Annotated in this window: 18 protein-coding genes and 1 pseudogene; 6 read left to right on the forward strand and 13 right to left on the reverse strand. The window is 71.4% G+C overall.

Going from position 1 to position 20,338, the window contains the following annotated elements; genetic code table 11:
• Nucleotides 1-63 precede the first annotated feature (63 nt).
• From ACWEK3_RS21190 to ACWEK3_RS21200, 3 genes are all read left to right on the forward strand, one after another.
• Complete coding sequence (locus tag ACWEK3_RS21190; protein ID WP_450540763.1) at nt 64-1,473, forward strand: nucleobase:cation symporter-2 family protein; 1,410 nt, start codon at nt 64-66, stop codon at nt 1,471-1,473.
• A 67-nt stretch (nt 1,474-1,540) separates the two neighbouring features.
• Nucleotides 1,541-2,926, forward strand: a complete 1,386-nt coding sequence (locus ACWEK3_RS21195; RefSeq protein ID WP_376552550.1) for an 8-oxoguanine deaminase — start codon at nt 1,541-1,543, stop codon at nt 2,924-2,926.
• A gap of 229 nt (nt 2,927-3,155) precedes the next feature.
• Nucleotides 3,156-4,577, forward strand: coding sequence for a nucleobase:cation symporter-2 family protein (locus ACWEK3_RS21200; RefSeq protein WP_450540761.1), 1,422 nt, complete (start codon nt 3,156-3,158; stop codon nt 4,575-4,577).
• Between the two features lie 169 nt (nt 4,578-4,746).
• Here ACWEK3_RS21200 and ACWEK3_RS21205 read toward each other — a convergent pair whose 3' ends face one another.
• The 3 genes from ACWEK3_RS21205 to ACWEK3_RS21215 form a co-directional block, all read right to left on the reverse strand.
• A complete protein-coding gene (locus ACWEK3_RS21205; RefSeq protein ID WP_450540759.1) occupies nt 4,747-5,169 on the reverse strand; it encodes an acyl-CoA thioesterase in 423 nt (140 codons plus the stop codon).
• Between the two features lie 49 nt (nt 5,170-5,218).
• Nucleotides 5,219-5,860: a hypothetical protein gene (locus tag ACWEK3_RS21210; protein ID WP_450540757.1), complete on the reverse strand. Its 642-nt coding sequence runs from the start codon at nt 5,858-5,860 to the stop codon at nt 5,219-5,221.
• 85 nt (nt 5,861-5,945) lie between these two features.
• Complete coding sequence (locus ACWEK3_RS21215; RefSeq protein ID WP_384427984.1) at nt 5,946-6,551, reverse strand: histidine phosphatase family protein; 606 nt, start codon at nt 6,549-6,551, stop codon at nt 5,946-5,948.
• Between the two features lie 138 nt (nt 6,552-6,689).
• Here ACWEK3_RS21215 and ACWEK3_RS21220 point away from each other — a divergent pair, with 138 nt between their 5' ends.
• Nucleotides 6,690-6,935 carry a hypothetical protein gene (locus tag ACWEK3_RS21220; protein WP_450540753.1) on the forward strand — a complete coding sequence of 82 codons (246 nt, stop codon included), beginning with the start codon at nt 6,690-6,692 and terminating at the stop codon, nt 6,933-6,935.
• Between the two features lie 10 nt (nt 6,936-6,945).
• On the opposite strand, the gene ACWEK3_RS21225 is transcribed toward ACWEK3_RS21220, so the two are convergent.
• The 7 genes from ACWEK3_RS21225 to ACWEK3_RS21255 all read right to left on the reverse strand — a co-directional run bounded on the left by ACWEK3_RS21225 (nt 6,946) and on the right by ACWEK3_RS21255 (nt 13,887).
• Nucleotides 6,946-7,791, reverse strand: coding sequence for a hypothetical protein (locus ACWEK3_RS21225; RefSeq protein ID WP_450540751.1), 846 nt, complete (start codon nt 7,789-7,791; stop codon nt 6,946-6,948).
• A 26-nt stretch (nt 7,792-7,817) separates the two neighbouring features.
• Complete coding sequence (locus ACWEK3_RS21230) at nt 7,818-8,525, reverse strand: hypothetical protein (RefSeq protein WP_450540750.1); 708 nt, start codon at nt 8,523-8,525, stop codon at nt 7,818-7,820.
• A complete protein-coding gene (locus ACWEK3_RS21235) occupies nt 8,522-9,826 on the reverse strand; it encodes a putative T7SS-secreted protein (protein ID WP_453250332.1) in 1,305 nt (434 codons plus the stop codon). Before ACWEK3_RS21235 ends, ACWEK3_RS21230 begins: the two co-directional genes overlap by 4 nt.
• A gap of 2 nt (nt 9,827-9,828) precedes the next feature.
• Entirely contained in the window at nt 9,829-10,146 is a 318-nt protein-coding gene (locus ACWEK3_RS21240; RefSeq protein ID WP_450540746.1) for a hypothetical protein, read from the reverse strand.
• 234 nt (nt 10,147-10,380) lie between these two features.
• Complete coding sequence (locus ACWEK3_RS21245; protein WP_453250333.1) at nt 10,381-10,677, reverse strand: hypothetical protein; 297 nt, start codon at nt 10,675-10,677, stop codon at nt 10,381-10,383.
• A gap of 607 nt (nt 10,678-11,284) precedes the next feature.
• Nucleotides 11,285-12,436: an ARPP-2 domain-containing protein gene (locus tag ACWEK3_RS21250; protein WP_450540743.1), complete on the reverse strand. Its 1,152-nt coding sequence runs from the start codon at nt 12,434-12,436 to the stop codon at nt 11,285-11,287.
• The gene (locus tag ACWEK3_RS21255) at nt 12,433-13,887 is read right to left on the reverse strand and encodes a hypothetical protein (RefSeq protein WP_453250334.1); all 1,455 of its coding nucleotides are present in this window, start codon (nt 13,885-13,887) and stop codon (nt 12,433-12,435) included. Before ACWEK3_RS21255 ends, ACWEK3_RS21250 begins: the two co-directional genes overlap by 4 nt.
• A 266-nt stretch (nt 13,888-14,153) precedes the next feature.
• On the opposite strand from ACWEK3_RS21255, the pseudogene ACWEK3_RS21260 reads away from it, so the two are divergent.
• A pseudogene (locus ACWEK3_RS21260) lies at nt 14,154-14,693 on the forward strand (winged helix-turn-helix transcriptional regulator); the annotation flags it as partial.
• Between the two features lie 60 nt (nt 14,694-14,753).
• Here ACWEK3_RS21260 and ACWEK3_RS21265 read toward each other — a convergent pair.
• The 3 genes from ACWEK3_RS21265 to ACWEK3_RS21275 are packed head-to-tail and all read right to left on the reverse strand — an operon-like array spanning nt 14,754 to nt 18,382.
• Nucleotides 14,754-15,575 carry a hypothetical protein gene (locus tag ACWEK3_RS21265; protein WP_450540739.1) on the reverse strand — a complete coding sequence of 274 codons (822 nt, stop codon included), beginning with the start codon at nt 15,573-15,575 and terminating at the stop codon, nt 14,754-14,756.
• The gene (locus tag ACWEK3_RS21270) at nt 15,575-16,840 is read right to left on the reverse strand and encodes a VWA domain-containing protein (RefSeq protein ID WP_450540737.1); all 1,266 of its coding nucleotides are present in this window, start codon (nt 16,838-16,840) and stop codon (nt 15,575-15,577) included. The genes ACWEK3_RS21265 and ACWEK3_RS21270 overlap by 1 nt, the downstream gene beginning before the upstream one ends.
• A 9-nt stretch (nt 16,841-16,849) precedes the next feature.
• Nucleotides 16,850-18,382, reverse strand: a complete 1,533-nt coding sequence (locus ACWEK3_RS21275; protein WP_453250335.1) for an IucA/IucC family protein — start codon at nt 18,380-18,382, stop codon at nt 16,850-16,852.
• Between the two features lie 111 nt (nt 18,383-18,493).
• On the opposite strand from ACWEK3_RS21275, the gene ACWEK3_RS21280 reads away from it, so the two are divergent.
• Nucleotides 18,494-19,999 (forward strand): IucA/IucC family protein, encoded by a 1,506-nt coding sequence (locus ACWEK3_RS21280; RefSeq protein ID WP_453250336.1) that lies wholly within the window; start codon nt 18,494-18,496, stop codon nt 19,997-19,999.
• Nucleotides 20,000-20,338 lie beyond the last annotated feature (339 nt).

The following is a 20,338-nucleotide window of genomic DNA, read 5'->3' on the forward strand; positions in this document are numbered from 1 at the left end:
GCGGGACGCGCGCCACCGGACCCGCTCTCCGGACCGGTGGCGCGCCACACCGGAGGGAACGAAATGGCACTGCCTGCTCAAGGGCCTGTCGAAGGCCCGTGTTCCACCCCGCCGGTGCACACCGAGGACGCCGTCACGTCCGTGCACCCGGTCGACGAGAAACTCCACCCCTCGCGGCTCGTCCCCGCCGCACTCCAGCACATCGCCGCCATGTACGCGGGCGTTGTCACCCCTCCGCTCATCATCGGCCAGGCCTGCGGACTCGACATCGCGGGCCGCACCCGGCTCATCGCCGCCAGCCTGCTGATCGCCGGCGTCGCGACGATCCTCCAGACCATCGGCGTCAGGCAACTCGTGGGCAACCGCCTGCCGTTCGTGAACGCCGCCTCCTCGGCCGGCATCGCCCCCATCCTCGCCATCGCCGAGAACAACGCCAAGGGCCACCAACTCCCCGCGATCTACGGCGCGGTGATGATCGCCGGCGCCTTCTGCCTGGCCGTCGGCCCGTTCTTCGGACGGCTGCTGAAGTTCTTCCCGCCACTGGTCACCGGCGTGGTGATCACCCTCATCGGGGTCACCCTGATGCCCGTGCCCGTCGGCTGGGCGCAGGGAGGCGACAAGACCGCCGCCGGCTTCGGCTCCATGAGGAACCTCGCCCTCGCCGCGTTCACCCTCGCGGTCATCCTGCTGATCCAGCGCTTCGGCAAGGGCTTCGTCAAGCAGGTCGCCCTGCTGTTCGGACTGCTCATCGGCACCCTGGCCGCCCTTCCGTTCGGCATGGCCGACTTCCGCGGCCTCGCGTCCGCCCCGGTCGCCGCGCTGCCCACCCCCTTCGCCTTCGGCGCCCCCGTCTTCCAGCCCGCGGCCATCCTGTCGCTGTGCATCGTGATGCTGGTGCTGATGACCGAGTCCAGCGCCGGCATGCTCGCCCTCGGCGAGATCTGCGACCGCCGCGCCGACGCCCGGACCATCACCCGCGGCCTGCGCACCGACGGCCTCGCCACCCTGCTCGGCCCCGTCTTCGGCGGCTTCCCCACCTCCGCCTTCGCCCAGAACGTCGGCGTCGTCTCACTGACCCGGGTACGCAGCCGCTACGTCGTCGCCGTCGCCGGCTCCGCCCTGCTGGTCCTCGGCGCCTTCCCGGTCCTCGGCGCGGTCGTCTCCCTGGTCCCCATGCCGGTCCTCGGCGGCGCGGGCATCGTGCTGTTCGGCTCGATCGCCGTCAGCGGCATCCGCACCCTGTCCGAGGCCGGACTGGACGACAGCTCCAACATCATCCTGGTCGCCGTGGCCCTCGGCGCCGGCATCATCCCGCTGGCCGCGCCCACCTTCTACACCCAGTTCCCCGCCTGGGCGCAGACCGTCCTCGGCTCCGGAATCAGCGCCGGCGCCATCGTCGCCGTCATGCTCAACCTGTTCTTCCACCACCTCGGCACCCGGAGCAGCACCGCTCCGGCACTCAAATCCTCCTAGGGTCCTGCCGTGCCCTCCCCGTGGACGTCCCACGTCCACGGGCCGCCACCAACGACAAGGAAGCGCAATGGCACCATCGGCAGCCCAGCGCATCGTCATCGAGAACTGCGCGATCGCGACCGTGGACGCGGACGACACCGAGTACGCCTCCGGACACCTCGTCCTCGCCGGCAACCGGATCGAGTCGGTCGGCGCGGGCAAGGCCCCCGAGGGGCTGAAGGACGTGGTGCGCCGGATCGACGCGAGCGGCCATCTGGCCACGCCCGGTCTGGTCAACACCCACCACCACTTCTACCAGTGGATCACCCGGGGCCTGGCCACCGACCACAATCTGTTCGACTGGCTCGTCGCGCTCTACCCGACGTGGGCGCGCATCGACGAGGAGATGGTGTACGCGGCGGCCCAGGGGTCGCTGGCGATGATGGCCCGCGGCGGCGTCACCACCGCCATGGACCACCACTACGTCTTCCCGCACGGCTCCGGAGACCTGTCCGGCGCGATCATCCGGGCGGCCCGCGAGATGGGCGTGCGGTTCACCCTGGCCCGCGGGTCGATGGACCGCGGCGAGAAGGACGGCGGACTGCCGCCGGACTTCGCGGTGGAGACGCTCCAGGGCGCGCTCGCCGCCACCGAGGAGACCGTCCGGCGGCACCACGACGCCTCCTTCGACGCCATGACGCAGGTCGCCGTCGCCCCCTGCTCCCCGTTCTCCGTCTCCACCGAACTGCTCCAGCAGGCCGCGCAGTTGGCCCGCCGGCTCGGCGTACGGCTGCACACCCACGGCTCGGAGACGGTCGAGGAGGAGAAGTTCTGCCACGAGCTGTTCGGCATGGGCCCCACCGACTACTTCGAGTCCACGGGCTGGCTGGGCGAGGACGTGTGGATGGCGCACTGCGTCCACATGAACGACTCCGACATCGCCGCCTTCGCCCGCACGAAGACCGGTGTGGCGCACTGCCCCTCCTCCAACGCCCGCCTGGCGGCCGGAATCGCCCGGGTCCCCGACATGCTGGCGGCCGGCGTCCCGGTCGGCCTCGGTGTCGACGGGACCGCCTCCAACGAGTCCGGCGAACTCCACACCGAACTGCGCAACGCCCTGCTGATCAACCGCCTCGGCGCACACCGCGAGGCGGCCCTGAACGCCCGCCAGGCGCTGCGCCTGGGCACCTACGGCGGCGCCCGGGTGCTCGGCCGGGCCGGCCAGATCGGCTCGCTGGAGCCGGGCAAGCTGGCCGACCTGGTGCTGTGGAGGATGGACACGCTGGCCCACGCCTCGATCGCCGACCCGGTGACCGCCCTGGTCCTCGGCGCGGCGGCACCGGTCACCGCATCCTTCGTGGACGGGCGGCAGATCGTCGAGGACGGTCGGTTGCTGACGGCCGACGAGGACGCGATCGCCCGCGCCACGCGGGCCGAAGCACAGCGGCTGGCGCGGATCACCGCGCAGAGCTGACCGACTGAGGAACTCCGGCCGGGAGGGACGGCTCCCGGCCGGTAGCCGCGGACCCGAGCGGGGTCCGCGGCGGGCCGGCTCCGGGGCGCGCTTGGACACGCGCCCCGGAACGGTCTCCGTTCGCCCCGCGGGCCTCACCGAGGGCCCGTCCCCGGTCCCGCACGACCACGCACCACCTCCTTGACACCCACGTCGAAGACGACGTGTTCAACCGACCGGAGGAGCCGCCGTGACCGCTCACCCCACGCCCCGTGACGAGGCACGACAGCCAGCCGAGTCCACCATCCATCCCGTGGACGAGAAACTGCCCATCCTGAAGATGGCGACCAGCGGCCTGCAGCATGTGGCCGCCATGTACGCGGGTGTGGTCGCCCCGCCCCTGATCGTCGGCGCGGCCGTCGGCCTGTCCGGCACCGAACTGACCTTCCTCACCGGGGCCTGCCTGTTCACGGCCGGCCTCGCCACCTTCCTGCAGACCCTCGGCATCTGGAAGATCGGCGCCCGGCTCCCCTTCGTCAACGGCGTCACCTTCGCCGGTGTCGCCCCCATGACGGCGATCGTCGCCTCCACCAAGGACAAGTCCGACGCCCTGCCGATCATCTTCGGCGCGGTGATCGTGGCAGGCGTCCTCGGCTTCTTGGCCGCGCCGATCTTCTGCAAGGCGATCCGCTTCTTCCCGCCGGTGGTCACTGGCACCGTGATCACCCTGATCGGTGTCTCCCTGCTGCCCGTCTCCTTCGGCTGGGCCCAGGGCCCCAATCCGGCCGCGCACGACTACGGTTCGGCGACGAACCTCACCCTGGCCGGCATCACCCTGGTCATCGTCCTGCTGCTGCGCCGCTTCACCCGCGGCTTCGTCAAGCAGATCGCGGTCCTGCTCGGCCTGATCGCCGGCACGGTCATAGCGATCCCGTTCGGGGTCACGGACTTCGGCCCGGTGGCGGACGCCCAGGTGGTCGGCTTCCCGACCCCGTTCCACTTCGGCGCGCCGCAGTTCCAGGTCGCCGCGATCCTGTCGATGTGCGTGGTGATGGTGGTCTCGATGACCGAGTCCACCGCGGACATGCTGGCCCTCGGTGAGATCGTCGACCGCCCGGCTAACGAGAAGACGATCGCCGCCGGCCTGCGCGCCGACACCCTCGGCTCCGCCGTCAGCCCCCTGTTCAACGGCTTCATGTGCAGCGCCTTCGCGCAGAACATCGGCCTGGTGGCCATGACCCGGATCCGCAGCCGCTTCGTGGTGGCCTTCGGCGGCGGCTTCCTGGTCCTGATGGGCCTGTGCCCGGTGGCCGCCTCGCTCATCGCCGTCGTACCGCGCCCCGTGCTCGGCGGCGCGGGCGTGGTCCTGTTCGGCTCGGTGGCCGCCAGCGGCATCCAGACCCTGGCCCGGGCCGGTCTCGACAAGGACAACAACGTCCTGATCGTCGCCGTCTCGATCGCCGTCGGCATCATCCCGATCACGGCGCCGAACTTCTACCACGCCTTCCCGGAGACCGCCCGGATCGTGCTCGACTCCGGCATCTCCACCGGTTGCGTCGCGGCCGTCCTGCTCAACTTCGTCTTCAACCACCTGGGCAGGCCCGGGTCGGTGGACGCCCAGGACGTCACCCATCCGATGGAGGCAGGGGAGGAGATCGCGGTGGCGCGCTGATCCTCGGGAGGGGTCCGGCCGCCGCGCGGGCCCTTGGCAGGGGTCCGGCCGCCGCGCGGATCCTTGGCTGGGGTCCGGCCGCCGCGCCGATCTTCGGGAGGGGTACGGCCGCCGCGCCGATCTTCGGGAGGGGTACGGCCGTCGTGCCGTGCCCCTCCCGCCGTGTGCCTCACAGCCCGAACAGGCCGGGTTCCGTCGCCAGTTGCTTGAAGCGGTCGTGCGGGGCGGGCACCAGTCTCCTCGCCCTGAGGTCCAGGAGGCCGCCGACCGCGTCGATCTCGGCCGCCACCGTGCCGTCGGCCTTCCGGATCGTCTGGAGGATCCGGAAGGTCTTGCCCGCGCCCCACTCGAAGGCGCAGGTCACGTCGACCTCGTCGCCGGCCAGCAACTCCCGCAGGTAGCGGATGGTCGTCTCCAGGACCACCGGCCCCACGCCACCGGACACGAGGCCCGCCTGGCTGATCCCGGCCGCCTGGAGCAACGACCAGCGGGCGTGCTCCGCGTAGTTGAGGTACACGGCCTGGTTGAGGTGCCCCTGCACATCGGTCTCGTAACCGCGGACGGTCACCCGGACGGAAAACGGCTCGCTCACTGCGTCCCCTTCTCGTACGCGCTCGAACCCACCGATCCTGGCATGTCCGTCACACCCTGCGCGGCGACGCCAGCAGGTACCGGGCCCTGGTCCTGGGCTCGGTGTACTCCCCGGCCTGCCAGCCCGCCCGCTCCAGCGCGGCCGCGCACGCACACAGCGCCGCGCCGTCCGGCCCGTACACCGCGACCGCCTCCGGCTGCGGGGTGGCCCGTACCCGGTAACCGTCCGCGTCCGGCCCCGCGGGCCGCTGCCCCGCCGCCTCCAGGGCGAGCGCGGCGGCCCGCACCAGATGCGCGCGCTCCCAGCCGCAGGGCCGTTCGACGGCACCGTCCGGATTGGTCATCCGGCGCAGCTCCAGCAGCCCCTGCCAGGCGCTGTGCACCTCGCGCACCCGCCCGGGAGCGTCGTACGGGTCCTCCTCACCGCCGACGCGGGCGGAGAAAACGCCGGTACCGGCGGGCGCCTCCCCGACGTCGGGCGCCCTTTCCGCGGCCGCCGCTGCCTCCTCCGCCTCCCGTATCCGATGCCCGGCCGGGGTGAGGAAGTGGTCGTGCGGCGGCCGCGGGTGCCGGAAGGCGAGCCCCCGCTTCACCAGCGCGGCGAGCTGCGCATCCGTACCCCTGAGCCGGCCGGTCACGGGGTCGGCGGCGTCGATGACGCGGCGCTGCGCGGCGGTAGGCGGTCGTGTCACGGCGCGGCCTCCCCGAATCGTCGAACAGCCGTCGAACGGCCCATTCGAAGACTACGACCCGGGTCCGACAACGAGCCGCGGCCGCTTACGCCGACGGGGTCGCCCGGATGTTCCAGCCCGCGATCACCGGCCGCCCGTGCTCCGTGCCCAGCCGGCACGCCGTTCCCGTGGCCAGCTGGAACAGCGCGCCCGCCGACGGCGGCAGCCCGAGGCGCCGGGCGGTGAGCACCCGCAGGAAGTGCCCGTGGGCCACCAGCAGGACGGCCCCCTCGGTGTTGGCGAGCGCGGCGTCCACCTTGCCCAGCATCCGGTCGGCCCGCTCCCCGACCTGCTCCACGCTCTCCCCGGGATGCTCCGGCGGCCCCGGGGCGACCCCGTCCGTGAACAGGAACCAGCCGGGCCGCGTCCGCTGGATCTCGACGGTCGTGACGCCCTCGTAGCCGCCGTAGTCCCACTCCCGCAGATCCGCGTCGACCCGCGCGTCGTGGACGCCGATCAGCTCGGCCGTCTCCCGCGCCCGCTGCGACGGGCTGACGAACGCGGCCCCGATGCGGTGCGAGCGGATCAACGGCACCAGCCGCCGCGCCTCCTCCCGCCCGTGTTCGGTGAGCGGCACGTTCGTCCACCCGGTGTGCCGCCCGGACCGCGACCACTCGGTCTCCCCGTGCCGTACGAGAAAGAGATCACCCATGCGTCACAGGCTACGAGCCCGCGCCCCCGCTCCGGCGGACTCACGGGCCCACGGCGGGGCATCGCGGCCCGGGCACTTTCGGAGCACGGATCGGCAACGCGGCGTCCCGACCGCGCCGCCGGCGGGGAACGTATCGGCATGCTGGCGTGCGGATGCCTGGACCCGATCGGAATACTGGCCCACCTGGTCGGCAACACCCTGCTGAGCCTGGCCACGCTCGTCCTCGCCCTGATCTGCCTGATCAGCCTGCTGCTCGGCGCCATCGTCGTCCTCGGCCACCTGACCCGCCGCGAGCAGGACGACGACACGGAACAGGACGAGGACCACGTCACCCTGGCGTCCTTCCACTGGGAAACCCCCTCGGACCCGGACGATCCCCAGTAGCCCCTCCGGCTCAGTCGAGCGGCACCTCCTCGACCACGCTCTCCTTGAACCGCCACGACCCCTTGTTCCCCCACGCTTCAGCGCGCAGCCCCATCTCCCAGGCGATGCGGGCCGCCCGCTGCTGCGACAGGTCGGGGTAGTCCTCCGGGGGCACCTTGATGTAGCCACGACGGTCGACGGGGTAGGTACGCAACGCCTCGCGCAGCTTGGCCTCCTGCTCTTCCGGCAAGCTGTGGTCGCGGGTGACGGCCTTGTACACCTTCCGCATCCCGGCCGACGGCTTTCCTGGGACCCGCCGTTTCGCGGTGTCCGACCCTCGCCACGTCATCCAAGCGACAGACCCCAGTGCGGCAAGGGCGAGTGCACCGGCACCCAGCAACTCAGCCGTGGGGTCGGCTTGTCCAGGTGTGCGAGGGCTGAGTTTGCCCTTGGGGTCCTCGATGACTGTCAAAACCTGGCCGACGTCGTAGAGATCGGATGTCGTTTGCATGTCGGGTCCCGGGACCCTGGTGCCGTCCTGGTGTTGCAGCCGGTAGTGAGAGAGCTGGCCCTTGCGCCCCTGCGGCGGATCAAGCCATTCCTTCACGACCGTGGCACTGACCCTTTCGCCGCGGTGCTGAAGGGTCAGGTCGTCGCGAGCCATGCCGATGGTGTGTACGGCCAGCGCGGACACGATCACGATGAACAGCGCAGCGTACAGGCTCGATTCAGTGGCCCCCAGCCTCTCGATGAGCAGGATGAGAAGAACGCCGTTCACAATCCATACGAGGACCTGGAGAACGGGCCCGAGGCTGTCCGTCAGGAAGAACATCCCCGCGATCACTGTGAGCACGTAGCAGCCGACGGCGACAGCCATAGGAATGCGGTATCGCGTACCAGCGCTCATGCTTGTTTCGCCATCCCCTCAGCACCTGGACTGTCGATCGGCCGCGTGTTCTCCTCGTCCGGTTCATCCACGGAGACCGACTTCATGATGCCGCTCAGCACATCGAGGTACTCGGCCCAGTGCTCGACGTCCTCGGTCGTGAAGACGAACAGAGCCGAACCGGGGCCGGTCTTCAAAGGCACGCAGAACTGCACCTGTCGGACCGTGGCGGGTACAGGGTCGTCCAGGCCGAAGAACGCGCCTGGGACGAGCAGATCCTGATCACGGATGCACAGGGCGGAAGGGCCGTACGGCAGCATGATCAGACCGACCTCGGCGTCCGGATACATCTCGCGCCACTGAACCGCCGTACGCTTCGCTGTCCCCTGTCTGTCCTGGTTCTCCGGGCCGACCTCAGGTCTCTCGACGAGTACACACAGTGTGCCTTGGGACAGCGCACCGTCCGGCATGCGCAGGAAGCAACTCGACACATGCCCTGCGCCCGCCGAGATCATCACCTGTAGGACAGTCTCACTTGACACGACGAGGCTGAACTTCTGTTCAGGCGCAGCGGCGGAGAACAGCGAGTCAGTGGCATCCGCCATCTTCATCATGCGTGCCTCGGAGTCCTCCGTGAGATCGAACGCGAGGAAGCCAGGCGGAAGTTCGAACCACAGGTCGGCCACGTCTGCGGAGGAGGGGGCAGCCGCGACGGATTCCGTCATTTCGTTACCTCCCAGCCGCCCAGGCCAATGAGGCTGCCGATGGCGACGGCTCCGCCGAACTTACCGCCGCTGGTGCCCACGGCGATGTTGGCCGCGCCGGTGCCCCACGTGGCGGCGTTGGTCCCGCTGGCGGTTTTCTTATAGGCGTTGATCGCGGTCGGGGCCGTCAGCGTAAGGTTGGTTCCGGCCTGGATGTATTCCGTGGCGGTCAGGGCGGCATTGCGTGAGACTCCGAGCTTGGAGGCAACGGCCATCACCGGTTTGTCGATTGCTCTCACGACCGGGTCCGCCTCCTTCGCCAGTTGTTTCGTCGCTGAAGCGGCCGTCTTGATCCCGACTCTGCTGCCCTTGGCGAAACCACCAGCTGCTCGTCCGGCTTTCCAACCGGCCTTGACCCCTGCTGCGCCAGGCACCATGCCGAGTGCGTCGCCGCCCAGCGTGAGCCAGTTGCCGATGTTCTCACCGGTGGGTGGCATGAGTCCGCTCCAGCCGTAGGACGCCGCATGCGCGAAGAGCGCGACGGCGCTCAGTCCGACGGCCAGCGGAGCGAGTACGGGGCAGAAGATGGCGATGACGCCGACGACGGAGGCCGCGACGGTGATCCAGTCCGCGTGGTCCTTGATCCAGTTGCCGATTTCGGACAGGAGTTCTCCCACTTGGCCCGGCAGGTCCGCCAGCGCCTTTCCGAGGTCTTCGATCGCGTGGCCGAGCTTCTCCCAGGCGCCGGGTTCGTTCGGGGCGACGTCCATCGCGGTCTTCAGGCGCTCGGCTGTGCCCTTGCCGTACTCCTGGTAGTCCTTGGCGAGCCTGCGACCCTTGCGGCGCAGTTCATCCAGCTCCAACGACTTGGCGTTCACCGCGCGGTTGGCGTCCTGGACCTTGTCCTTGTGGTCCTTGGCGTCCTTCGTGTCCTGGTCAGCCCGGTCGAGCTTGTTGACCTTGTCGTGCGCCTTGCCCAGTTGGTCGTCGATCTCGGCGGCCTGGGCCTCCAACTTGACGGCGGCCTTCTGCTTGCGCTCCATGTAGGCCGCCCAGTCCTCCAGGGCGGTGGCGGAGTCCTGGAACGAGTCGCGGGCGTCGTCCATGCGCGGACGGAACTCGTCGTCGAACTTCTTCCGGAACTCTTCCGCCGCCTCCCCCTCCCAGTCGCCGGCGCCCGTGCCGTGCAGTACCTGGCAGATCTCGTCGAGGGCCTTCGCCGTTCTGCGGACCGTCTTGGCCACGTCGTCGGCCACCGCGCGGTCGCCGGGGCAGGGCACGAAGCCCAGGGCCGGAAAATCGTCCAGCTTCGCTTCGGCCATGGCTACTTCTCAGCTCCCTTGCCGCCGGCCTTGCCCTGCTTCCGGTTCACTTCGGCGAGCTCGGTGTCCAGTTCCTCGAACGACCGCTTGACCGTGAGCAGCGCCTTGGACGCCTTTCCGGAGAACTTCGTCAGCTGCTTGATGCCGTACGACCACTCGTCCCCGAAGTCGTCCATGCGCTTGGCGAGTTCGGGTACACCCATGGAGTCCCCGGTGACCAGTTCCATGTCCCGGCCAGGCTTCTTCATCAGGTGGGCGATGTGGTCGAGGTTGTGTCTTACTCGGTTCAGTACCGCGTAGTCGATCGACAAGTCACTCATGTCGCCCTCCGGTTCGTCGATGTATTCGACACGGCGGATGAGTTGATACGTAACGCGGAGGCGGTGAGCGCGGCCATGAGCGGCCGGGCGGGGCGGTTCACTTGTGGACTCCAGGTGGGGCCAGAGGTCTCTTGATCAAGGCGATGCTATTCAAGGTCCGAGCCCGGCCGCCACCGGCGGTACCCGCCGAGTAACCCTCCGATACCGCGATGCTGGTCTCCGGTCCACCCCGGCTCAGTCGAGTGGTACTTCCTCGACCACGGTCTCCTTGAAGCGCCATGATCCCTGGTTTCCCCAGGCCTCCGCTCGCAGTCCCATCTCCCAGGCGATGCGGGCGGCCTGGTGCTGCGACAGGGCGGGGTAGTCCTTCGGGTGCACCTTGATGTAGCCGCGGCGGTCGACGGGGTAGGTACGCAACGCCTCGCGCAGCTTGGCCTCCTGCTCCTCCTGCTTGGCGCGAGCCTCGTGTTCGGGGGTTCCCTTCTTCCGCCGGTCCCGCCGCCTGGCGGCGTCCGAGCCGCGCCAGGCCATCCAGCCGGCGGCACCGACCGCGGCGAGAGCGAACCCCCGGCAGCGAGCACGTTGCCCGTTGCGCCCGCCTGATCCGGTGTCTGAGGGCGGAGTTCGCCGGCGGGGTCTTCGATTACCGTCAGCACCGCGCCGACGTCGAAACGATCCTTGGCCGTTCTCAGGGCGGGGCCCAGGACCTTGGTGCCGTCCTGGTGCTTCAGTTCGTAGTAGTAGTCACGGGACTTGCTCACACCGGGCGGGTCGAGCCACTTCTTCACGACCGTGACCGTGACCGTTTCGCCTCGCTGCTCAAGAGTGAGGTCGTCGCGCGCGATACCGGCGACGGATGCAGACGCCAGCGAGGTGGCCACGATGAACAAGGTGGCGTACAGGCTCGATTCCGTGGCCCCCAGCTTCTCGATGAGCAGGATGACGGCAACACCGTGCACAATCCACAGGAGGACCTGGAGACCGGTGCCGACGTGGGCCGTCAGGAAGAACATCCCCGCGATCGCCGCGAGTACATAGCAGCCGATGGTGACAGCCAGGGTGATGGGGTAGCGCGTGCGCCTTCTGCGGGCCTCGGCCTCCGTGGCGGCGGCGCTCATGTTCTCTTCTCCGTTTCCCGTCAGGGGTTTTGGGTGCGGTTCTGTTTGCGGTAGTGGTCCAGGACGTCCTGGCGGAGGAGGTGGGCGAAGCCGGATGTCTCCAGGCGGAGGGACAGTTGGGGCTCGGTCAGGCCGAGGGTGGTGGCGGTGGCGGGGAGGTGCCAGTCGTGGGCGGCGAGGTGCGTGAGGAGGTGGCCTCGGCGGACCTGGTTCTCCGAGAGGCGGAACGTCTTGAGGTAGACGGTCCGGCCGTGTTCGTCGGTGATCGCCTCACCGATGTGATTGTCCTGCTTGGGGCGGAACGGCGGCAGGAAGCGGGAGAGCGTGAAGCGGCCCATGCGCCGGACCAGTTGCCAGGTGCTCGGCTGGTCCAGCAGTCCGGCCGCGATGGTGGTGTCGTGGAAGTCGGCCCACTGCGCCGTCTGTTGCGCCGCGGCGTCCCGCAGGTCGGCGAGCGTGCGGATCCGGGTGTCGGGGATGCGGGCGTTGAAGTCCGTGACGGGAGGCATCAGGGTGGCGTAGTGGTGTACGAGGTCGCCGTAGAGGTCCTGGAGCAGGGTCGGGTGCAGGGTGCGGTAGTCCTCCGGGTGCGGCACCACGAACGCCGCGGCCGGCGCGTCGGCCAGATGGATCAGTACGCCGCACTGGCCCGGGTGGATCTCGAAGACGCGCAGGGCGTCGGCCAGTCCGGGTACTTCCGTGCCCAGGTAGGCGGCCTCGACACGCGGGGAGAGTCCCTGGCGCACGGCTCGGTGCGACCACTGCTCCCAGGCGACCGCGGGCCCGCCGAAGTGGAGGGCGAGATAGCCCTCCAGCGCGAGGTGGAGCGGCAGGAAACGCAGCCGGTGCCGGGCCTCCCGGCGTGCCATCCGGCGCTGGAAGTGCAGTCGTGCGCCCGCGACTTCCCACTCGGGCCGCCCGTCAGTCAGCTGTGTTCCGTAGGCCGCGGCGGGCGAGCCGTCCCCGGTCCAGTCGGCGACGAAGCTGTGCGGGATGTAGGAGCAATAGCTCCGCCCCCGGCCCAGGTCGACCATGCCGGCCCCGTCGTGGATCCGCGGGTGCAGGCGCAGGTCGTGGATCGCCTCGGCCCGCACGAGCGGGACCAGCCGTACGGCGCCCCACACCTGCGAGGGACAGGTCTCCAACCCGTCGAGCAGTCCGTGCGGTGTCATCGGGGGTTCCTCTCCGCCCGCCGGTCCGCGGTGGCGGTGAGCCGCGCCGCGCGGGCGTCCAGGTAGGCCGTCAGGTCGGCCAGGCCGGTCCGGCCCTCGGCGAACTGGGCGATCTCGACGAGCGCGGGCAGGTCCTCCGCGTCGCGGATGCCCGCGGTCGGCACCCGCGCGGACAGCCGGCGCACGTCGAAGTCCTCGGCGTCGTACACGGGGTTGAGGTGGACCACGCCGGTGCGGTGGGCCGGGTCGAGGCGGGTGCGCCAGACGCGGAGCACCTCGCCGGCCAGTCCGGGAGGAGAGTTGTCCCAGCCGTCGGAGACGATCACCAGGCGTTCCGGTACCGACTCCAGCGCGTCGAGGATCCGCTCACCCAGTGGGGTCGGGCCGACGGGGTGGGCCAGGAGCGCGTCGCCGCGGCCGGAGGTCCACAGCCCGGTGTAGTGGCCGGCGAGCGCTTCGAGCAGGTAGTGGCAGGCCAGGGCGACCGCCAGCGGCCGGCGCCGCTTCACGCCCGAACCGGAGGAGGAGAAGCTGTCGTCCAGGACGGCGGCCACCCGGCCCCAGGTTCCCCGGTGCCGGCCCGCCGTCCGCCGGGCGGCCGTGCGCAGCGCGCCGGTCAGCTCCTCGCGCCGGGCGACCCGCTCCGGGGCGGGAAGGGAGAGAACGTACCCGGCGAGCCGGGTGAGCGGCATCCGGGACAGGTCGGCCGCCACCGCCCGCGCCGCCGCGGGACCGTGCTGCCGCGCCGCCTCCTGGAGCCGCAGCGTCTCCAGGCGGGTCAGCCGAGGGGCGATGCGCTCCAGGAACACGCCGCGCGGTATGCCGTGCCTGGCCGCGAAGCCCTCCGCGACGGTGTACGGGAGTTCGTAGAGTGCCGCCTGTTCGTAGTGCGCCCGCCGCCAGGCCTCCAGGAGGGGTGTGTCGTAGCGGGCGCGGCTGTGCGGCGCGAAGAGGAAGGCGCCGAGTTCGTCGTCCAGCGCCAGATGCGCGTGCCGCAGCGCCCGCTTGAGGCCGTTGCGGTGCTTGACGGCGTCGAGGGCCGGATCGGGCCGGGCGGCCAGCCAGTCGCGCAGCAGGGCGCGGGTGCGCCGGTTGTTCACCCCGGAGCGGCGCAGTGCGCCGAAGAGCCCGTAGACGCGCTGCGGCGGCAGCAGCGCCAGCCGTCCGGCGATCAGCCGGCCCTCGCTGCGGCGCTGGTCCGCGGTGGCCTCGCCGGCGGTCTCCAGCAGCCGGCGGATCATCAGCGCCGCGTTGTGGTCGTTGATGTCGAGGGCGAGCACGCCCGCGTAGAGGTCGCGGTAGTTGCCCAGTGTGTAGGCGTGCAGAAAGTCGAGGGAGAGCCGCTGGGCCGCCGCGTCGGAGCGGAACTCGCGCTGGCCGGTCGCGGTGATCGCGGCGTTGACGAAGAGCAGTACGTCCTCGGCCGCGATCGGATCCCCGGACGACTCCATGCCCCCGTCCATGCCCCCACCCGTTCACTCGCGGCCCCCTGCCGGAGCCGGCGGCCGGCACTCCCCGGCCGGGGCCGGCCGGGGAATGGGGGCACGAGCTGCGAATCATTGCTTCATAGGCAGGTTCCGGAAGTCGCACCGAAGTCCCGCGGCCGGCACCGGGACCGTAACACAGCGCAGGTCGCGGGCTCGAAGGAGTTTCCCCTGGCCGGAGGGGGGCCGGACCGACCGCTGCCCCGGACCCATCGCGGGCCCGGACCGACCAGGCCGGTCCGCGCCGGTACACCGATCTGCACGCCGACCTGCCGGGCGTGAGCACGGACATGCTCGCCTCACGGCTGAAGGACATGGAACGGGACGGGCTGACGACCCGGCGCCGGCTGCCGCCGTCCGGAGCCGCCCACGTCTACGAACTCACCTCCCGAGGGCGTGAGTTGCTGCCGGTGCTGCGGGCGCTCGGGGAGTGGGGGCAGACGGAGCTGGGGGAGCGGCGGCCCACCGACGCGCTGCGCGCGCACTGGTTCGCGCTGCCCCTGCTGCGCGCCCTGGAGGAGGCGGGGATCGGGGCGGGCGTCGTCGAAGTCCGGCTGGAGGAAGGCGACTTCCATCTGCATGTGGGCGCCGCGGAAGGCCCGCTCTACGGGTACGGACCCGCGCCGGCGGAGCCGGACGCCCGGCTGGCACTCGACTCCGTCACGTGTACGGCCGTCAGCCGCAGGGAGTTGGGCCTGGCGGACGCGGTGCGGGACGGGCGCGTCGAGGTGAGCGGGGACGGCGCGGCGGCCAAGGCGTTGCGCGAGGCATGAGGGAAGGCCCGCTCCAAAGGAGGAGCGGGCCTTCCGAGGTGTGGTCGGGCGGAACTGCCGTCAGACGCCCGGCGGTATCCGCGACGGGCGTCCCGAGCCGCGCGTCAGCGCGTACCCGCCGATGCCCGCGAGCGCGGCGAGGATGCCGCCGATCCCGGTCCACACCCACCGGTCGGACCACCAGTTGGAGGACCAGCCGCCGTCCGGCTCGATGCTGGACAGCACGGCCGACTTCTTCGAACCCTGGTCGTCCTGCGCATCGCTGCCGTCCTGCTCGGACTTGACCGCGATGCCCGGGGTCAGCGGCTGCGCGAGCGAGCCGTCCACCGCCGCGGCGCCGCCGACGTCCTTGGAGTCGGCCCGCACCTCGACGCTCACCGGCAGACCCAGGTCGGAGGCGGGCAGACCGGCCACCGTGAGCCGGATGTAGTACGTGCCCGGCAGCGGGTCGTTGGCCCACGGCTCCGACCAGGCCCGCACCGTGCGCAGCACGCAGGCGAGTTCGACCGAGGCCGTGCCCTGGGCGGCGGTGCGGGTCTGGGCGCCGTACTGGCAGGACTGGCGGCGCCGCAAACCGTCGTAGACGTCGATCTGCCAGGTCTGCGAGGCGTGCGCCTCGGGCAGCTTCACCGTCGCCTTGACGGTGGGGCGCTGCCCGGCGTCCGCGGCGAACGACCAGTACAGGTAGTCGCCCGTGGAGCCGCTGGCGGTGGCCTGCTGCCCCTGTTCGATCTCGGTCGCGCTACGGAACGAGGTGCCTGCCTGGCTGGGCGCCCCGCTGTCGCCGGACGGGTCCGGCGAGGGCGACGAGTCGGCTGCCGCGGGGCCCGCGGCCAGCCCGAGCGCCAGCAGGGTGGCGCCCAACACACGGGTGATACGCATCAGTTCGTCCTCCAGATCGCGACCCGCCAACGCGACACCCAGCCCCACAGCAGGCCCGCGACGAAGCCGGTGAGCACCAGCGCGCCGAGCAGCCACCAGCCGCGGCCGAGACCGAAGGAGGCCACGTCGCTCGACTTGCCCGGACCGTCCACCACGTCGACGGTCAGCTCCAGCGGCAGACCCGGCGTGGTCTTCACCCCGGAGGCCGCCGAGAAGGCGTTGGTGATCTGAAGGCACACGGTCTCGGCCGGGGCGCTCTCGTCGTCGCTCTCCGGCTTCGGGTAGCGCAGACCCGTGGAGATCACGTCCGTACGGCCGTTGCCCGCCGCCTCGCCGCGCACGATCTCCCGGCCGCGCTCCGTCACGGCCCGCACCAGCAGGCCGTAGTCCGGGTCGACGGCCCGGTCCGCGGCGACGCTCACCGAGGCCCGCAGCTCCTGGCCGGGGTTGACGTCCACCCGGTACCAGCGCTGCTGCCCGAACTCCTCGCGGTCGGTGTAGAGGCCGGACTTGAGCGTCGGCGCCTTCGCGCACTCGGTGGCGCCCTCCGTGGCCACCGGCGTCACCACCGGGTCGGCCGCCCGGTCGACCAACTGGCCTACGCGGTCGCTGAGTTCCTCCTTGTGCTGTACGGAGGTGTAGGTGCCGCCGGTCGCCTCCGCGATGCAGATGAGCTGGTCGCGGGTCTTGGCGTCCGGCACCAGGCCGAGGGTGTCGATGGTCAGCCCGATGCCCTTGGCCGCGATCTCGCGGGCCACTTCGCACGGGTCCAGCGGCTGGCAGGTGTCCTCGCCGTCGGTGATCAGGACGATCCGGCGCATGCCGTTGCCGCCGTCGAGGTCCGTGGCCGCCTTCTGGAGCGCCGGTCCGATCGGGGTCCAGCCGGTCGGCACCAGCGTCGCCACCGCCGTCTTGGCCTCGGTGCGGTTCAGCGGACCGACCGGGTAGAGCTGAGCGGTGTCCTTGCAGCCCGTCCGCCGGTCGTTGCCCGGGTAGTTGGCGCCAAGGGTGCGGATACCGAGCTGGACCTCCTCGGGGGTCGCGTCGAGCACCTCGTTGAACGCCTGCTTGGCCGCGGCCATCCGCGTCCCGCCGTCAATGTCCCGGGTCCGCATGGAACCGCTGACGTCCAGGACGAGTTCGACCTTCGGGGCATCCTGCCCCTCCATCTCGTCGGCTGTCGCACCGGCGGGAAAGGCCATCCCGGCCGTCAGGGCGGCGAGCAGAGCACAGACTCCCGCCGCCAGCCGTTGTCTTGTGATCATCGGCGGATCCTATTGACCGGACGTGCCGGGGATCAAAACGAGCGGGTTGGGCAGCCCGGTCCACAGGTCGCCGGGCGTGGTGGGAGACAGCCGCATCAGCGTCAACGCCTTTGCGGGGAGCGGCTGTTCACGCAGAGCTTCTACGTCCGGGGTGTGTGGCAGGTCTCGTACGGCCGGCTCCAGTGCCGTCCGCAGCGCGGCCGTCGATCCGGCCGTGCCCGCCAGCGCGCCCGCCACCAGCGAGCCGAACAGCTTGCGGCGCAGGGCGGTCGGGTCGTCGGTGAGGTTCCGGGCGGGCAACTCCGGTACGGCGATGCCGTGCCGGGTCAGCCGGGCCGGGCTGATCCGGATGTCGGCGAGGTCGCGGTAGACCAGCCGCAGCGGGGAGCCGGACCCGGACAGCACGACGAGCAGGTTCTGGCCGTGCGCCTCCAGGGCCACCCCCAGCTCCAGCAGACGCAGTCCGACGGCCAGCGCGAGGCGTGTGAACTCGGCCGTCCAGGCGGGCGAGTCGGGCAGGTCCGTGGAGGGCAGCGCCGCCACCGGCACGACGTGCTCCCCGGGGGCGGCGTACGTCCGCGGCGACTCGCGCCACAGGGCCGCCAGATCGGGAGAGCCCGCGGTGGCCGCGCCCAGGGTGCGCGTGATGTGCAGCAGGCCGTCCGTGCGGGCCGCCAGGTCCACGGCGAAGTCCGACAGGGCGGCGGCGGCGGTCACCGAGCCGACCGAGATGTCCCGGACCGAGGACGTCAGCCGGGCGCTGAGCGAGGTCTTGACGTGGAGCCCGCCGGGCACGGCCAGGGTGCGCAGCGACATCAGCGGATGGGCCGCGAGGGCACGTTCCCCGCGCGGCTGCTCGAGCACGTGCGTCGCCTGCCAGGGGTGCACGGGAATCAGCAGCCGCCCGCCCTCCCGCAGGTTTCCCGGCCACGCCCCGCTCACCAGGCACTCCCGCTCCGGCACCGGCAGCAGGCCCAGCTCGACCGACGGCCGGTGCTCGGGCCCGTACGCGAGCTGCTCGGCGACCGAGAAACCGGGCCGGGAACGGCAGTTGGGGTGGAAGGGGTGGCCGTCGACCACCCGCTGCTCCCACTGCCAGTCCGCCACCGGCCATTCCTCCGGATGTCCCTCGTCCCGAGGTGGCTGATCGGCCCGCGACAGCGCCAGAGAGGCGACGCTGTGCCCGAGTTCGGCGGCGAGCGAGTCGCCGTGCGGCACGGCGAGGTCCCTCATCAGCCGCGCCGGATCCTCGTGGGCCGTCCCGGCCAGACGTACGGCCGTGACGTACGCGGAGGTGGCGTACGGGTCGGACGGCGGCCCCTCCAGCCGGCGGCCGTCGCGCAGCCGCAGGACGAGCGCGTCCCGTGTGCGTTCCCGGCCGGTGATCCACGGCAGTGGCTCGTGGGCGAGCGCGCGCCACAGCCGGGTCAGTACTGCGGCCCGCGCGCCGTGCAGCCGCGCCGCGTACCGTGAGACCAGGTCGGGCCGCACGGCGGCCAGCTCCTCGGCGACCTCGGTCTCGGTGGCTGGGGGACGGTGCACGGTCGGACTCCTCCGAGAGCGGGCGGGCGTCAGGTCGGCGCGTGCCGGGCAGACATACTGATCACCTTCGCACCGTGTGGACTTATGGACCGAACGGACCGAGTAAAACGCATGGAGCTCACACCCCCCGCCGACGACATCGTGGAGCGCGCGGACGCGTACGCGTCCGCGCCCCTGCTGAACTGCCTGATCCGCGAGGTCGCGCGGCCGTATCCGGATCCGGGCGGGCGGCGGACGTACCGGCTGCCGGGCGGGGACCGGCTGCTGCGGGTGCGCGACGGGCGGCGGCCCACCGCGCCGGAGGTCTACGCGGAGGGCGGCTGGCAGCGGATCGACCACCCGGAACTGGTCAAACTCGTGGCCGAGGAGCTGCGTCGGCACACCGGCGTGCCCAACGACGAACTGCCCGCCGAGATGATCGACAGCCGGGAGGCGGTGGCGGCGCTGCTCGCCGCCCGCGACCGCGCGCCGGCGCCCGAGGACCCGTACATCCGGTCCGAGCAGGCGCTCGTCACCGGCCACCCGTACCATCCGGCGCCGAAGGCGCGCGGTGGCGGTCCGGTCGCCTCCTGGCTGCCGTACGCGCCCGAGGCGCACGCCCACTTCCCCCTGGTGCTGCTCGGGGTGCGCGAGGACGTGGTCGCCGAGCAGGGCGACACCTCGGCGCTCGACGCGCTGGGCCAGGCCCCGCCCGGCTACCGGCTGCTGCCCGCCCACCCCTGGCAACTCGAACTGGTGGGCCGCGACCTCGCCGGGGCCTTCGCCGACGGGCGGCTGCTGCGGCTGGGTACGACGGCCCGCGCGGTGTGGCCCACGGCGGCGGTCCGCACCGTCCACGTCCCGGGCGCGGACCTCTTCCTGAAGTTCAGTCTGGACGTGCGGATCACGAACGACGTACGGCGGCTGTGGCGGCACGACCTGCTGAAACTGCGCCGCACGGACACGGCCGTCACCACCGCCTTCGCACGGCTGGGCGGCCCGGCGGCCTGGCTGTCCGACCGCGGCTACCGCACCGCCGCCTTCGCCTTCGAGGAACTCGCCGTCGTCGTCCGCGACGGACTCGCCGGGCACCTGGTGCCCGGCGCGACCCCGCTGCTCGCCGCGGCCCTCGCCGAGGGCTTCGACGGCAACCCGCTGGACGGCCCGGGGGACCCGGCGCTGTGGTGGGAGGCGTATCTGCGCCAGGTGATACCCCCCGCCCTCGGGGCCTTCGCGCGGCACGGTGTCGTCCTGGAGGCCCATCTGCAGAACTCGCTGATCGCCGTGGACGCCGCCGGTCTGCCCGTACAGGCACTCTTCCGGGACGCGGAAGGGGTCAAACTGCTGCCGGACGTCTCCCGGGCCGCCGGCTGGGAGCGGCTGGTGTACTGCCTGGTCGTCAACCACCTCAGCGAGATCGCCGCCGCCCTCGCCGAACGCCACCCGGCTCTCGACCCCTGGCCCGCCGTCCGCCGTGAACTCGCCCGCCACGACCTGCCCGAGGCCGCCGGCCTGCTCACCTCGCCCACCGTGCCCGGCAAGACGAACCTGCTGCTGCGCTGGACGAACGCCGACGGCGCGGCGGCCCGCTACCAGCCGCTGCCGAATCCGCTGGTGAGCGCCGGAATCCCAGGCTGATCCCCGGGGGATCCGTGCCCGCAGTCGTCGAGGCCGACGACCTGGGGACGACAAGCCTCCGCCGGTCCGCGGTTCGTCGCGAAGGTCCTCGCCCAACAGTAGCGATGAGTTTCCGAACGCCGCACCTGCCCCTGCCGCGACCAACTGCTTACCCATTGGTCTCGAGATGGGGAAACCCTCGCTGCCCGCCGTTCACTTTCCGGTGCTGGGATGCGGGGCGGAACCGCGGCGTCTGCCGGACCTCTGGCCTGGTGTGCTGTGGCGTTCCACCGGCTGCGCCGACGATCCCGAAGCATCCCATCGAACGGAAGTCTGTGGTGTCTACACCCAGTTCACGGT

It is taken from the genome of Streptomyces sp. NPDC004721, from assembly GCF_053601495.1.